14 protein-coding genes and 1 pseudogene are annotated in these 14,977 nt (G+C 64.9%); 4 read left to right on the forward strand and 11 right to left on the reverse strand.

The window, feature by feature from the left end; genetic code table 11:
• Nucleotides 1-13: 13 nt before the first annotated feature.
• From ABDC25_RS18870 to trxA, 4 genes are all read left to right on the forward strand, one after another.
• Nucleotides 14-2,260: a DUF6049 family protein gene (locus ABDC25_RS18870; protein WP_347124158.1), complete on the forward strand. Its 2,247-nt coding sequence runs from the start codon at nucleotides 14-16 to the stop codon at nucleotides 2,258-2,260.
• Nucleotides 2,253-3,869, forward strand: coding sequence for a murein biosynthesis integral membrane protein MurJ (murJ, locus tag ABDC25_RS18875; protein WP_347124160.1), 1,617 nt, complete (start codon nucleotides 2,253-2,255; stop codon nucleotides 3,867-3,869). The genes ABDC25_RS18870 and murJ overlap by 8 nt, the downstream gene beginning before the upstream one ends.
• A gap of 119 nt (nucleotides 3,870-3,988) precedes the next feature.
• Nucleotides 3,989-4,969, forward strand: coding sequence for a thioredoxin-disulfide reductase (trxB, locus tag ABDC25_RS18880; RefSeq protein ID WP_021201396.1), 981 nt, complete (start codon nucleotides 3,989-3,991; stop codon nucleotides 4,967-4,969).
• A gap of 64 nt (nucleotides 4,970-5,033) precedes the next feature.
• Complete coding sequence (gene trxA, locus ABDC25_RS18885; RefSeq protein ID WP_021201395.1) at nucleotides 5,034-5,357, forward strand: thioredoxin; 324 nt, start codon at nucleotides 5,034-5,036, stop codon at nucleotides 5,355-5,357.
• A gap of 88 nt (nucleotides 5,358-5,445) precedes the next feature.
• Here the strand turns inward: trxA and ABDC25_RS18890 are convergent, their stop codons facing one another.
• From ABDC25_RS18890 to rpmH, 11 genes and pseudogenes are all read right to left on the reverse strand, one after another.
• Nucleotides 5,446-5,970 carry a GrpB family protein gene (locus ABDC25_RS18890; RefSeq protein ID WP_157749872.1) on the reverse strand — a complete coding sequence of 175 codons (525 nt, stop codon included), beginning with the start codon at nucleotides 5,968-5,970 and terminating at the stop codon, nucleotides 5,446-5,448.
• Nucleotides 5,971-5,977: 7 nt separating this feature from the next.
• Nucleotides 5,978-6,313 carry a hypothetical protein gene (locus ABDC25_RS18895; protein ID WP_021201393.1) on the reverse strand — a complete coding sequence of 112 codons (336 nt, stop codon included), beginning with the start codon at nucleotides 6,311-6,313 and terminating at the stop codon, nucleotides 5,978-5,980.
• A 9-nt stretch (nucleotides 6,314-6,322) separates the two neighbouring features.
• Complete coding sequence (locus ABDC25_RS18900) at nucleotides 6,323-7,771, reverse strand: sugar porter family MFS transporter (RefSeq protein ID WP_347124163.1); 1,449 nt, start codon at nucleotides 7,769-7,771, stop codon at nucleotides 6,323-6,325.
• A gap of 60 nt (nucleotides 7,772-7,831) precedes the next feature.
• A complete protein-coding gene (locus ABDC25_RS18905; RefSeq protein ID WP_021201391.1) occupies nucleotides 7,832-8,803 on the reverse strand; it encodes a ParB/RepB/Spo0J family partition protein in 972 nt (323 codons plus the stop codon).
• Nucleotides 8,803-9,729: a ParA family protein gene (locus ABDC25_RS18910; RefSeq protein WP_021201390.1), complete on the reverse strand. Its 927-nt coding sequence runs from the start codon at nucleotides 9,727-9,729 to the stop codon at nucleotides 8,803-8,805. The genes ABDC25_RS18905 and ABDC25_RS18910 overlap by 1 nt, the downstream gene beginning before the upstream one ends.
• Nucleotides 9,730-11,594: 1,865 nt before the next feature.
• Nucleotides 11,595-12,286 (reverse strand): annotated as a pseudogene (gene rsmG, locus ABDC25_RS18915) (16S rRNA (guanine(527)-N(7))-methyltransferase RsmG).
• Complete coding sequence (locus ABDC25_RS18920) at nucleotides 12,252-12,743, reverse strand: R3H domain-containing nucleic acid-binding protein (protein WP_021201388.1); 492 nt, start codon at nucleotides 12,741-12,743, stop codon at nucleotides 12,252-12,254. Before ABDC25_RS18920 ends, rsmG begins: the two are co-directional and overlap by 35 nt.
• Complete coding sequence (gene yidC, locus ABDC25_RS18925) at nucleotides 12,740-13,810, reverse strand: membrane protein insertase YidC (RefSeq protein ID WP_347124166.1); 1,071 nt, start codon at nucleotides 13,808-13,810, stop codon at nucleotides 12,740-12,742. The genes ABDC25_RS18920 and yidC overlap by 4 nt, the downstream gene beginning before the upstream one ends.
• 3 nt (nucleotides 13,811-13,813) lie before the next feature.
• Nucleotides 13,814-14,164, reverse strand: a complete 351-nt coding sequence (gene yidD / locus ABDC25_RS18930) for a membrane protein insertion efficiency factor YidD (RefSeq protein ID WP_029259463.1) — start codon at nucleotides 14,162-14,164, stop codon at nucleotides 13,814-13,816.
• Nucleotides 14,161-14,517 (reverse strand): ribonuclease P protein component, encoded by a 357-nt coding sequence (gene rnpA / locus ABDC25_RS18935; RefSeq protein ID WP_021201385.1) that lies wholly within the window; start codon nucleotides 14,515-14,517, stop codon nucleotides 14,161-14,163. The genes yidD and rnpA overlap by 4 nt, the downstream gene beginning before the upstream one ends.
• Before the next feature lie 6 nt (nucleotides 14,518-14,523).
• Complete coding sequence (gene rpmH, locus ABDC25_RS18940) at nucleotides 14,524-14,661, reverse strand: 50S ribosomal protein L34 (RefSeq protein WP_013584598.1); 138 nt, start codon at nucleotides 14,659-14,661, stop codon at nucleotides 14,524-14,526.
• Nucleotides 14,662-14,977: the final 316 nt, after the last annotated feature.

A 14,977-nucleotide genomic window follows, 5' to 3' on the forward strand; every position in this document is an offset into this window, starting at 1 on the left:
GAGGAAGACCTTCATGACCGCGATCACCCCCGAGCACGGCTTCCGTGCGCGCCTGCGAAGGCTCGCAGGCGGGACCGCTGTACTCGCGATCGCTTTGGGCGCCTACACGGTCGCTCTCCCGAGCACCGCCATCGCCGCCGGCGGATCCTCCTCAGACGACGAGCAGAGCATCGGGTTCCATGTCTCCGCAGGTCTGCGGGGGCTCGTCGCCCCCGGTTCCGCGACCACGGCGATGATTACGCTGCAGAACGACACGGATTCGAAGCTCTCCGGCGGTCAGGTGCAGGTGGAGCTCAGCAAGACTCCCCTGACGGATGAGGCGTCGGTCACGAGCTGGCTCGACGAGGGTGAGGCTCCTGGCGACTTCGCGACGATCGGTTCCGAGACGACGGCGCCACTCGAGGCCGACACGTCGGCCACGGCGACGGTCTTCGTGCCCGCCGACACCCTCTCCGATCTCACCCCTGGTGTGTACCCGCTGCGCGCAGAGCTCACCGGCGCGAAGACGGCGAGCGCCACCGACGATCGCGCGACAGCCGTCGCGGCCGCCGCCACGAGCGTGCTGGTCGTGGCGGACTCCCAGACGACGCAGGTCGGTGTCCTGGTCCCGGTCACCGCGACGCCGGAGGGTGGGGCGCTGCTCAGTTCCGACGAACTCGCCGCGCTCACCGCGCCGGACGGTGCTCTCACCGCTCAGCTCGACGGTGTCGCAGGAACCACCGCGGTGCTCGCGATCGACCCGTCGATCCTCACGGCCATCCGCGTGCTCGGCTCCTCAGCGCCGCGGTCGGCCCAGGACTGGCTCACCCGTCTCGAAGCTCTGCCCAACGCACGGTTCGCACTGCAGTTCGGTGATGCGGATGCCACCGCTCAGGCACAGGCGGGGCTACCCGCACTCCTGCAGCCGACGACGCTGGCTCCGTTCCTCGATCCCGCGAACTTCCCGCAGGCACCTGCCAGCGTCTCCTCGACGGACGGACCGAGCGCGACGCCGGGCCCGTCCCCCAGCCCGACCAACACGCCGCAGCTTCCTGACGACCAGGAGCTCACGGCCGTCGAGGGTGCCCTTCCTCGAATCCTGTGGCCGGACGACGACCTCGGACCCGACGACCTCTCCTCGTTCACGCGCTACCTCGGCGAGGGCACGACCACGGTCGTCTCCTCGGCAGCGCTCGGCGGACAGAGTGCGGCGCACGCCACGCTCGGCGGAAACGACCTCCTGGTCACAGACACGGGCCTGTCCGAGTCCTTGTCCGACGTCGCGGCCGAAGCGGACCCGCTCGATCGCCAGCGCCTCCTCGCCGAGGCCGCTGCTCTGCTCCTGCTCGCCGAGGATCGCGTCGCCGGTGCCCCCCTGCTCGTCGGACTCGACCGCGACGAGAACCGCGACGCCGACGCGTTGCGCGACGCGATCTCGGCCGCCGATTCGATCGGATTCGAGCTGTCCGCGCTCCGCGCGACACCGCCGGTTCCGGCCGCCCTCACCTCCCAGGCCGATCCCGCTCGCGCCACCGCGGTCAACGAGCTCCTCGCCGATGAGGGCACTCTCACCGCCTTCGCCTCGATCCTCACCGACCCCCAGGTGCTGCTGAGCCCCGAGCGCATCAGGATCCTCCGCACGCTGGCCGTCGGATCGTCGGCGAAGTCCTTCGCCGACGGTGTCGAGAAGCACCGGAAGCGCACCACGGAGACGCTCGCGGCCGTGAGCATCCCGCCGTCCAGCACCATCCAGCTGCTCACGGCCAACGCCGACCTGCCGATCGCCGTGCGCAATGACCTTCCGTGGCCGGTGACGGTGCAGCTGTTCGTCTCGCCGACCGACCCGCGCCTCGAAGTCACCCCGATGACCGAGACCGTCGTCGAGGCGAACTCGACGAAGCGCGTCAAGGTCCCGGTGTCGGCACGCGTCGGCAGCGGTGAGGTCGACCTGCGGCTCAGCCTCTACAGCCCCACCGGCGTGCAGATCCAGGGTCAGCAGGAGATCCGAGTCGCCGTTCGCGCCGAGTGGGAGACCATCGGTCTGGTCATCTTCGGAGGTCTCGCCGTCCTCCTGATCACCCTCGGTGTGATCCGGACGGTCCGCCGCAAGCGCCACGAGGCTGCTGAGGAGGCCGAGGCGGAGGCCGAGCTCGAGAAACTCGACGAGGTGGCCGCGGAGGCGGAGGTGTCCACGGAAGACGAGGTGGTCGTGGAAGCCGAATCCGATGCTCCTGCACCGACGACTGGAGACAAGACCGGCGACGGGAGACAGATTGAGTAGTCTCGGCCGCGCGAGCGCCATCATCGGCGCCGGCACCCTCGTCTCTCGACTGACCGGCCTGCTCCGCAGCATCGTGCTCGTCGGAGTGATCGGCTCGTACAAGTCGGGTCCTGCTGATGCTTTCGCCGCTGCCAACACATTGCCGAACAGCGTGTTCTCGCTCATCTCCGTGGGAATCCTCACGGCGGTCATCGTGCCCCAGATCGTCAAGGCAGCTGCGGATGCCGACGGCGGAAACGCCTTCATCTCGAAGCTCTTCACGCTCGGCACCGTCGTACTCGTCGCCGTCACTGCCATTGCGACGATCGCGGCCCCGTGGCTGATCCAGCTCGTGGCTGGCGGCCTCTCTCCCACCACCCAAGCCTTGGCGACTGCATTGGCCTACTGGTGCCTCCCACAGATCCTGTTTTACGGCCTCTACGCGCTCCTCGGCGAAGCGCTCAACGCCCGTCGCATTTTCGGCCCGTTCACGTGGGCGCCCGTCGTCAACAACATCGTCTCCATCATCGGGTTCCTCGTGCTGGGCTGGGTGTTCTCGCCGGTCTCCCGGGTGTCGGCGGACTGGACCCCCGACATGATCGCAACGCTCGGCGGTACCGCGACGCTGGGCATCGCTATCCAAGCGCTCGTTCTTCTGCTGTTCTGGCGGCGCACCGGACTCTCTCTACGGCCTGACTTCCGCTGGCGCGGCGTCGGACTGGGAGGGGTCGGCAAGCTGGCAGGCTGGACTTTCTTGATGGCTTTTGCGTCGCTGGCGGCTGGCATCCTGCAGGGTCGGATCGTGAGCGCCGCCTCTGGGACTGGAGCCTCCCTCGCCGTCACGGGCAACGCATGGCTAATCTTCATGTTGCCGTACTCGGTCATCGTTCTCTCCATAGGTACGCCGTACTTCACGCAGATCAGCGAGCATGCTGCGGCCGGTCGTCACGACGAGGTACGTGCGGACATCTCCCGCAGCATCCGAACTCTCCTCTTCTTCATCGTCGCCGCGGTCGCTGCCGTCGCAGCGGCGGCGATCCCGGCCTCTCGTGTTTTCACCGAGAGCGCCCCGGACGCTCAGGGCGCGGCGCTGGTGCTGCTCTGTTACCTGCTCAGTCTGATTCCGTTGACCATCCTCTTCATTGTCCAGCGCACGTTCTACGCTTACGACGACACGCGCACGCCGTTCTGGTTCACGATCTTCCAGTGTGTGCTGATCGTCGTCACCGCGCTCGCAGCCGCAGCGCTCCTCTCGGCAGACGTCATTCCCCTGACTCAGCTCGCCGCGGCCGTCGCCCTCGGGCAGTCGATTGCCAGCACCCTCCAGACGATCGTTGCCACCTGGTTGCTCCACCGCAAGATCGGCGGGCTGGGCGTCGCATCCTGGATGATCGCGATCCTTCGTTTCGCGATCGCCGGGCTACCGGCAGGACTCGCGGGTTGGGGAGTGTTCCAGCTTCTCGGTGGCACCACCGGATGGGCCACCTCCGGTGTGATCCCCGCCACCCTCGGCACCGCGATCATCGGGCTCATCGTGGTGATCGTCTACATCGCCATCCTCGCCGCCCTGCGTGCCCCTGAGCTCAAGGCCGGCAGCGCCCTCATCCGTCGCTTCCTGCCCGGTCGCTGATCCCACCCCAAAGGCTTCTCCCAGCGCAGCGGCGCAGACTGTGCGGGGAATGCCTCGCGGTTACCATGGGTTGAAGCATTCGAAGGTCATTCGACTGCAGTTTCTAAGACGGAGAGCACATGCGTCAGGTCATCATCATCGGCTCCGGCCCCGCCGGATTCACGGCTGCCATCTACGCGGCCAGGGCGAACCTCAAGCCGCTGCTCATCGCGAGCTCCGTCGAGGTCGGCGGCGAGCTGATGAACACCACCGAGGTCGAGAACTACCCGGGCTTCCCCGAAGGCATCCAGGGCCCCGAACTCATGGCCAAGTTCCAGGAGCAGGCGGAGAAGTTCGGCACCGAGGTCGTCTACGACGACGTCACCGAGCTGCAGCTCGACGGTCCCGTCAAGAAGGTTATCCTCGGCAGCGGTGCGGAGCACGAGACGCAGTCCCTGATCTACGCGACCGGTTCCGCCTACCGCAAGCTCGGCATCGAAGGTGAAGAGCGCCTCTCGGGCTACGGCGTCTCCTGGTGTGCCACGTGCGACGGGTTCTTCTTCCGCGAGAAGACGATCGCGGTCGTCGGAGGCGGCGATTCCGCGATGGAAGAGGCCACGTTCCTCACCCGTTTCGCCGACAAGGTCTACGTCATCCACCGCAAGGACACCCTGCGAGCGTCGAAGATCATGCAGGAGCGCGCCTTCGCGAACGAGAAGATCGAGTTCGTCTGGAACAGTGAGGTCGCCGAGGTGCTCGGTGGTGACTCCGTGACCGGCGTGCAGCTGCGCTCGACCGTTGACGGCACCCTCAGCGACCTCCCGCTCGACGGACTCTTCATCGCCATCGGCAACGACCCGCGCACGCACCTCGTGCACGACAAGCTCGAGCTGACGTCGGAAGGCACCATCTGGGTCGACGGCCGTTCGTCGAAGACCTCGGTTCCCGGAGTCTTCGCTGCCGGCGACGTCATCGACCCCACCTATCGTCAGGCCATCACGGCTGCCGGCACGGGGACGGTCGCCGCTCTCGACGCGGAGCACTTCCTCGCAGACTTCGAAGACGCCTCCGTCGAGGTCCCGGCAGCCGAGGCCGCTGAGATCCTCACCGCCTCGGCATAGCCCGGGAACACTTTCCCCTCGTCGGCTGTTGTAGCAGACGAACCTCGAATCAAGGAGAACTCTGATGAGTGCAAAGGCTACGAGCCAGGCGACCTGGGAGCAGGACGTTCTGCAGGCCGACGGTCCGGTGCTGGTGGACTTCTGGGCTGAGTGGTGCGGTCCGTGTCGTATGGTCGCGCCGGTTCTGGACGAGATCCAGGCCGACAACCCCGACAAGATCACCATCCTCAAGCTCAACGTCGACGAGAACCCCGAGCTGGCGATGAAGTATCAGATCACGTCGATCCCGGCGATGAAGGTCTTCCACGGTGGTGAGGTCAAGACGACCATCATCGGCGCCAAGCCCAAGTTCGCGCTCGAGAAGGACCTTGCCGCATTCATCGGCTGATCCTCTGACAAGAAGGGGCCGTACCTCCCGGGGAGGTACGGCCCCTTCTTCGTCTCCGCGTCGCATCGCGTCCGCGACGCCGTCCTTCTCAGTGCTTGTCGTGCACCGAGACGGACGGCAGTCCGCGCGCGGCGCGAGCCCGATCGAGGATGTTCTGGATCACGGCCGTCTTCCCGTCGTTGTACGAGCCCTCTCCCCGAAGGGCGGTGCCCACGGCGGCATGCTTCGCACGTGCGTAGAGCTCGACGTCGTCCGGATGCTGCAACAGCCAGTCCCGAAGTATCCGCTGGTTCACATCAGCCCACTCGTCCGCGCCGAAGAAGTGGGCAATTCGCGTGCGGACGCCGTCCTGCTCGAAGATCATCACCCGGTGGCTGCGCACTCCGCTCCCGAGCCTCCACCCCACGGCTTCGAGACCGGCTCGGTGCCGCCCGAAGTCATCCTCGTCTGCGATTCGCACGGCGAGGTCGATGATCGGTTTGGCATCCATGCCCGGGATGGCGGTGGATCCGATGTGCTCGACGAGCCAGTGCGGATTCCCGCACTCCCTCAGCTCCACCGCGATGTTCTCGAAGACCGCTGCCCAGCTCGGATCGTGGGGAACGAGAACCACGCCCACCTCAGGAGGCGTCGGCGACGGTCGGATCCCAGCGCCGGTGGCGCTGCTTCTCGTCCAGCAGGCCCCAGACGGCCGATGTCAGCTCCGGGTACTCCAGGGCGATCTGCCGGAGCACGCGATAGTGTCGGGCCGCATTGGGACGCACGCCGTCGTTCGCATTGATGTTGTCCGCGCGCAGCAGGTAGACGACGAGCTCATCGACGCTGGGGAGCTCTTCCATGAACTCCCAGGGGTCCTCTCCCCCGAGAAGGCGCTCCTGGATGAGGACCGCGAGTTCGTCCGCCGCTTCGGCACGCAGCACTTCCAGGCTGGCGCGACGCTGTACGGACTCGGTCATACTTCCAGCCTACGTCGGCTGCGGGCCCCTCCGGCGCTCCACCTTCATGTTCTCGGTCATGTCTTCGAGCTCCCTGCCCTTGGTCTCCGGCACCTTGAAGAACACGAAGAAGAACGACAGGAGCGCGAAGAACGCGTAGAACCCGTAGGCGAATGTGAGGCCGATCTCAGCGAACGCCGGGAACGTCGTGGAGATGAAGAAGTTCGCGACCCACTGCGCTGCAGCCGCGACGGCGAGAGCACCGGCTCTGATCGAGTTCGGGAAGATCTCGCCCAGCAGGACCCACACCAGCGGACCCCAGCTCGCGCCGAAGAACACGACGAAACCGTTCGCGCAGATCAGGGCGATGGTGGCCCACGGGTCGGGAAGCGTCGCCGTCCCCTGCGCGTCCAGCGTGCCGAACGAGAATGCCACCGCCATGAGGCCCAGCGTCACGGTCATCCCGACGGAACCCACCAGCAGCATGATCCGGCGACCGATCTTGTCCACCAGCAGAATCGCCACGATCGTGACGACGATGTTCGTGACCGAGGTGATGACGGAGGTGAGCAGAGCGCTGGATTCGTCGAAGCCCACCGACTGCCAGAGGGTCGTCGAGTAGTAGAAGATCACGTTGATGCCGACGAACTGCTGGAACACCGACAGCAGGATGCCGATCCAGACGATCGGCTTCAGGCCGAGACGGTTGCCGCGCAGGTCACGCAGCGACTCCGAGCGCTCCGTGTCGATGGTTCCGGTGATCTCGTCGATCTTCCCCTGCACATCGACGGTCCCGGTGACGGTCTCGAGAACGTCGGCAGCTCTCTTCAGCTCACCCTTGCGCACCAGATATCGCGGAGATTCCGGCAGCCGAAGCGACATGAGCCCGTAGACCAGGGCAGGGATCGCGGCCACCATGAACATCCAGCGCCACGCGGTGAGACCCCACAGCGGCTGGTCCGCGGCACCGGCGATACCGGCGAGCAGTGCGTCGGAGAGCAGTGCCGCGAAGATACCGGTGACGATGGCGAGCTGCTGCAGGGAGCCGAGGCGCCCGCGGATGGCGGCCGGCGACACCTCGGCGATGTAGGCCGGTGCGATCACCGAGGCAGCACCGACGCCGAGGCCCCCGATGACTCGCCAGATGATGAGATCGACGACGCTGAAGGCGAGACCGGAACCGATGGCGGAGATGAAGAACATCGCGGCGGCGCCGACCATGACCGGGATGCGGCCGTATTTGTTGGAGACCGGACCCGCGAACCAGGCACCGACGGCGCAGCCGATGAGGGCCGAAGACACGGCGAAGCCCTTCAGGGCAGTCCCGAGATCGAACCCCGAGACGTCGCCCGCCAGCGCGTCGACGGCACCGTTGATCACGGCGGTGTCGAATCCGAAGAGGAAACCACCCAACGCGGCCGCGATACTGACGGCGATCACGCGGCGCTTGATGGCTGCTGGACCGGCTGTTCTCGACATGACATCCCCCTCGTCGTCACGATGACGCGAGTCTAGGCTAGCGCTGCTCCTGTCGGGAGATCACTTCGACGAGCCGTAGCCGCCCTCTCCCAGTTCTTCGAGAATGCGGTTGAGATCCTGGATCGAAGCGAAGTCGATCGTGACCTGGCCTTTTCGTGCACCTAGAGCGATCTTCACCCGGGTGTTCAACCGGTCACCGAGCTTGCCGGCGACCTCATCGAGGTACGCACGTCGTGCACCGGGAGTCGGCTTCACGGACTTGCCGGCGCTGGGCTGCGACTTGGCCGCTTCCTCCGTGGCGCGCACCGACAGGTCTTCGTTCACGACCTTGTCCGCGAGGCGCTGCATGGACTCGGGATTGTCGAGGCTGAGGATCGCGCGTGCGTGGCCCGCGGTCAGGACTCCCGCCGCCACCCGCTGCTGCACCGGCACCGGCAGTTTCAGCAGACGGATCGTGTTGCTGATCTGCGGACGAGAGCGTCCGATACGAGTGGCCAGCTCTTCCTGGGTGATACCGAAGTCTTCGAGCAGCTGCTGATAGGCCGAGGCCTCTTCCAGCGGGTTCAGCTCGGAGCGGTGAAGGTTCTCGAGTAGCGCGTCCCGCAGGAGATCTTCGTCGGCGGTGTCGCGGACGATCGCGGGGATGACGTCGAGACCTGCCTCGCGAGCGGCACGAGTGCGCCGCTCGCCCATGATGAGCTCGTACTGTCCCTCGGTGTTCTTGCGAACCACGACGGGCTGCAGCACACCGAACTCACGCACGCTGTGCACCAGTTCTGCCAGATCTTCGGGGTTGAAGTGTGTTCGAGGCTGGCGGGGGTTGGCGACGATCGTGTTCGGGTCGACCTGGATCAGGTGGATGCCGGGGACGATCTCGAGATCGGGTGCGTCGGCCTCCACCTCCGGCGCGGTCTCCGCGTTCGCCTGTCGCAGGCTCGCACCAGGGAAGAACACGTCGACGGGACGTTCCGACTGATCAGCTGTGGGGATGAGGGCGCCGATACCCCGACCCAGCCCAGTGCGCTTCGCCATCATTTCTCCTTGCTCTGCGTCGCTGTGCGCGACGCGATTTCAACAGCGGCCTCACGGTACGCGATCGCGCCGGCGGACTGACCGTCGTATGCGATCACGGTCTGACCGAAGCTGGGGGCCTCCGATACCCGGACGGAACGCGGGATGACCGTCTCGAGTACCTGCTCCGGGAAGTGCGTACGCACCTCTTCGGCGACCTGCTGCGCCAGGCGCGTACGACCATCGAACATCGTGAGCAGGATCGTGGAGAGGTGAAGGACCGGATTCAGGTGCTTCTGGATCATCTGAATGCTCCCGAGCAGTTGACTCAATCCCTCGAGGGCGTAGTACTCGCACTGGATCGGGATGAAGACCTCGGTCGCGGCCGTGAAGGCGTTGATCGTGAGCAGCCCCAACGAAGGGGGGCAGTCGATGATGACGAAATCCATAGGGTGGTCGGCCAGGTACGCCTCGAGCGCGCGACGCAGGCGATGCTCTCGGGCGACCTGTGCAACGAGTTCGATCTCTGCACCCGCGAGATGGATGGTGCTCGGCGCACAGAAGAGGTTCGAATCCTCGGGGCTCTCCTGCACGATGTCCGCCAGTGGGAGCTCATCGATCAGTACGTCGTAGACGCTGGGAATCTCAGCGCTGTGCGGCACACCCAAGGCCGTGGACGCATTGCCTTGGGGGTCGAGGTCGATGACCAGAACCTTCGCCCCCATTCCCGCCAGGGCGGAGGCGATGTTCACGGCGGTAGTGGTCTTACCCACACCGCCCTTCTGATTCGACACCGTCAGCACACGGGTTTCCCCGGTGAACTCCACGGTGGTGGCCTCGAGTGCGCGCCGGCGCGCGGAGAGGTCAGCGAGTTCCCGCGCGAGCGGCGTATCCATCCCGAACGATCCGTTCGATGACGTCTTCTCGGACTGTTTCACGTGAAACATCCACTCCTTTCGGGGCCGCGTTCCACTCTAATCGCTGGGACTGACCTTCGATGACGGAGCGTACGCCGTGGGCCCTTCGAGGGTACGTTGCGGGCGGAAAGGGATCCGAGATCTCAGGAGGTCTGAGGGCCCCTTTGGCGGTCGAGGCCGTTGTTTCACGTGAAACGGGGGTCGTTCGCGAGGCGCGTGCACCCTGGGAACCGCTTCCTCCCCGGCAGAACGACAGCGGGGCACAGCCTGGGTATGTCAGTTTCGGGGCGCCATGGACTTTCGTGCCGAGCCGCGTCTCCTGAAATGTGTTCCCGAGCCCGTGCACCCCAACCGAAGCGCACTCCCGGAACTACATTCCCTTGACCAGACTCCCTAGCCGCACCCCCTGCCGCACCCCCTAGCCGCAATACCTGAGCCGCACTCTCCTAGCCGCGCTGACCCAGCTACGCGCTTGAACCGAAGGTTTACATGGCCTGGCGCAGAGCGGCGTTCTTCCTCACATCAACTCGTCCGTACTGCGCTCACGGACAAGGCCGCTTGCGCCGGAGGGCGGGACTCGCGCGCACCGCGCGAGCCCCGATGCTGCCGATAAGCCTCGCAAGGACGTACCTCGAGATGACCGCCCGCGGCGCGACCACGGTACCTCGAGCCGTTTCACGTGAAACATGAGTGAAGAAGGGCTGCACGGACGAGAGCGGACACCAATACCAGCGCAGTGATTCCTGGAGGAAGTGCATCCACACCTGACCATGCGTTGGGACGACAACCATGCGGATCCCCGCACCCCCGAGTGGGAAGCAGCGACAGATCGCGCTCCCCCGCGAAGACCACTCTCCACAGGAAGTCCCAGTTTTACGGCGAGTCGCAGGCCTACAGGGAGTCCCTCTTCACAAGAGGTGCCGCAATCCGCAACACCGGCGATCGGTGGCCAAAGGTCAGGCGCAGATAAATGGGGCGCACATGGAAGACGTCGACCCTTGCAAAAGACAGTAGCCACCTCCCTCCCCCACCCCACTATCCGCGCCTCTCCAGATCGATGTCGTTCGCGCGGTTCTGGCGGCAGAACGGTCTTCACGCGGGATAGCGGACGAACAGGCGGTCATGTTTCACGTGAAACACGCCTCAAAAGTCATCGAGAACCGTGACTGTGGCAGACGGGCCTCTACGAAGGTGGGGTCGGCATAGTGCCCGCTTCGTCAAGGGGGACTTGGCGGAGCTATTGAGCCGTCGATCTCACGCCTGTACGCACGTCAGTGTTTCACGTGAAACCAGGCAGCAAGCGTCTTCGGCATCACCAGGTCCCTGCCGGCAGCAAGCCTGCACACCTCATTTCTGGGAGCGCATCCGCCACGCCCACACGCACACCGACACCCACAAGCCATCACGCTGGCAGCCCGCGACAACTCCACCGACGACAATCCGAGATGGCTATTCCCCACAACGTCGTCATTGCGTCGATTCGAGCACCCAGAGACACAGGACCACTACGAGAGGCTGCGCCACGAGGTGCTTCTATCCACCATGTTTCACGTGAAACACCTCCTCTAGTCTGCTCGACGAAGAAGTGCGCCGCGTAATGGGCGGCACTTCAGCGATCTCCGCGTCGAGCGGCGCCCAAGCCCCGCTTTCCCCCAGACAGACATAGCGAGGACGGAGCACCGGCATGCTTGGCCCGCTCCCACCAGGATCCTCCGTCGGGAGCCCCACCCGCATCCCCGGGTCGTCCGGCCTCTACGGAAAACAGGCGCCCGACAGTTCATCACGTCCAAAGCCGACATCACTCCGGCGCGAGGCAAACTGGCCCCGACAGCACTACACAGAAAAGCGGGGTGTTTCACGTGAAACACCCCGCCTATCTGTGGAACTGGACGGCCCTAGCGAACGCGCGCGCGAACCACCCGGGTGGTTTCGGGAAGGATACCCTCCCCCAAGACCTCGACCCTCACATCCGTCAGACGGAACTTCTTGATCTGCTTCTGGGCCGCCTCGATCTCATTCGGCGCGTTCATTCCCTTGAGGAGAGCGAGTTCGCCGCCATCTCGAACCAGCGGAGCAGTCAACGGAACCAGGGTGCGCAGTGCGCTGACGGCGCGAGCAGTCACGACATCAAAGCCTTCCGCAGGACGTACATCCTCCGCACGCGATCGAAGAACGGTCACGTTCGAGAGCTCCAGTCCATCGACCTGCTCGTTGAGCCAGGTGACGCGTCGCTCCATCGGTTCAACAAGAGTCCATTGCACGTCCGGGCGCGCGATCGCGAGCACCAGGCCAGGAAGTCCGGCACCAGAGCCGATATCAGCGACGGAACCATGAAAGAGGGGAGCAGCAATCACGCTGTTGAGGATGTGACGCGTCCATAGCCGTGGGAGCTCGAGTGGACCGATGAGGCCCCGCTCTTCCCCCTCGCGAGCGAGAGCAGAGGTGAACGAACGTGCCACATCGATGCGGTCTCCGAAGAGATCGGAAGCGACCGAGGGTTCCTGCTCAAGCTCACTCATACCTGCCCCCGGAACGATGTTTCACGTGAAACATCAACGACGGCGAAGAACCGTGTGGCGGTCGGCACCCTCACCGTAGGACTCGGAGACCAGACCCCGTTCGGCAGCAATGTCATGCACGAGCTTGCGCTCGTAACTCGACATCGAAGGCAGGGACGCCTGGGACGAGCCCTCGTCGAGCTTCGCGGCGGCGGCATCGACCAACGTCTCCAACTGACGGCGACGGGTGTCGCGGGAGCCGGCGATGTCGAGGATCAGTCGAGAGAACGACCCGGTCTTGCTCTGCACCGCGAGACGCGTCAGTTCCTGCAGCGCCTGCACCGTATCCGGGGCGGAGAGCAACGCCAATGCATCTCCCTCGGCCTCGACCGAGACATAAGCGCGGCCCTGACGAACGTCGAGATTCAAGTCGCCATCGATGTCCGCGATGTCGAGGAGTTCCTCGAGATAGTCCGCGGCGACGTCGCCTTCGTTCTCGAGCTGAGCCACGGTGGGCTCGGTGCTGTCGGTCATGGTCTCGCTCATGAACCGCTCCCCTTCTTCTTCGCGCGCTTCTTGCCGACCGGCTGCTGACGCTTCGGTGCTTCCGCCTTGGCCTTCTCGGCCTCTTCGAGCAGACGCTGCTGCTCCGCCTCATAAGCGGCCATCGGGACGACCTTGCCCGAGGAATCGATGGCCTTACCCTTGCGGGCGAGGCGCTCCTCGCGAGCCTTGGCGGCTTCTGAACCGGGTGTCGGCATCTCGCGGATGACGAGGAACTGCTGGCCCATGGTCCAGAGGTTCGAGATGAACCAGTACACGACGACGCCCAGCGGGAAGAAGACACCGGAGAAGATGAAGCCCAGCGGCAGCACGTAGAGCATGATCTTCTGCATCTGGTACGCCTGGCCGGTCTTGGCCTCGGGCGACAGGTTCTTCGAGATGATCTGCAGCTGTGTGAAGAACTGCGAAGCGATCATGAGGACGACGAGCGTGACCAGGATGACGATCGCCGTGGTGTTCTTCGCATCGATCGCATTGCCGAGGTTCTCGTGCAGCGAGGCGACGCCGAACAGCTTGGCGTCGTAGAACTCCTTCGTCAGCTCCGGGCTCAGGAGTCCGACGCCACCACCACCTGCCTTCGCATGCTTGCTCACATCGCTCAGCACCTTGTACAGCGAGAAGAAGATCGGCATCTGCACCAGCAGAGGCAGACAGCTCGACATCGGTGTCGTGCCGTGCTTCTTGTACAGCGCCATGGTCTCGCGGCTCATGGCCTCGCGAGAGAGCTGATCCTTCTTGCCGCGGTACTTCTCCTGAACTTTTCGCAGTTCAGGAGCAATTTCCATCATCTTTCGCTGACTCTTGATCTGCTTCACGAAAAGCGGGATCAGAGCGGCACGGACCACGACGACGAGTCCGACGATCGACAGCACCCAGGTGATGCCGGATGCCGCAGGAAGCCCGACGGCGGTGAACAGCCAGTGCCAGGCGACGAGGATGAGCTCGACGACCCACTTGAGCGGCCACAGGATGGTGCCGATCAGATCGAACCCACCTGCCGCGGGTTCGGGGCTGGGAGTCGCACTGGCGAGCAGAAGGTCAAGACCCACCGATCAGTCCTTTCGGGAAGGGACGACGAAACCGTGTGCAGTCAGGTCGTAACGGAAGTGGTCGTGCGGACGGACATCATCGACGCCGCCGGTAGTCCAGGGGTTGCAGCGGAGGATGCGCCATGCCGAGAGCGCTGCTCCCTTCACTGCACCGTGCTGCTGCACCGCACCTACAGCGTAGGCGGAACAGCTGGGATAGTACGCACAGACATCTCCGTACATCGGGGAGATGACCTTGCGATACGCGGTGAGGAATCCCAGCACGAGATTGCGCGGGATCACCGGGATGCTGCGGATCAGGTCCTGCGCGTGCAACTGCGCGGTCCCGACAGACGAGGCTGGAAGCGCGGTCATGCCGACACCGCGGCAGGAGCCGGCGTCAGTCTGCCCAAGCAGCGTTCGACATCGGCTCGAAGCTCCGCGAAGGAGGCCGTGGCAGACGCAGGAAGGGCACGGATGACGACATCCGTGCCCTCGGGAACACCCGGGAGCGCCTCCGCGCACACGGCTTTGAGCCGACGACGCACGGTGTTGCGCACCACAGCGGTGCCTACCTGCTTGCTGATGATGAATCCGAACCTTGCGGCTCTGCTCTCGCCCGTCGTCAGCATCGAGGTGATGACGCGCGCCCCGCCACAACGGGAACCGCGACGAACGACCAGACGATAGTCGCTCCCGCGGGTCAGCCGATACGGGCGGGCGAGCACAGCGGACTACGCAGAGAGCTCGGTGCGGCCCTTCGCGCGGCGTGCAGCGAGGATGCCGCGGCCTGCACGCGTACGCATGCGGGCACGGAAGCCGTGCTTCTTGGCGCGACGACGGTTGTTGGGCTGGAAGGTGCGCTTGCTCATGGAATCACTCCGGGAATGCTGCCACCGGGTTCACTTCGACCGGAGACATGGGGTACTGCCAAAAATGGCATAAGTCAACCAAGTAAGGGTACGTCTTACCGGCGCGCAGAGCAAATCTGCGCGCTCCTCTGGTGGTCTTCCGGTACGAACCGCACAGCCATTATCCACAACCCCGGGTCGGCCGGCAGCTGCAACACGCACGCGTGTTTTCAAGGGCAGGTTGCCGTTCACAGCCGGGATGACTACCGTGGCATCCTAAGTTATCCACAGGGGACACGGCACGTCGACCCCGCCTCGATCACTCGTCCGGAGCGTC

This window comes from Microbacterium sp. SY138 (assembly GCF_039729145.1).
Classification (GTDB): domain Bacteria; phylum Actinomycetota; class Actinomycetes; order Actinomycetales; family Microbacteriaceae; genus Microbacterium; species Microbacterium maritypicum_A.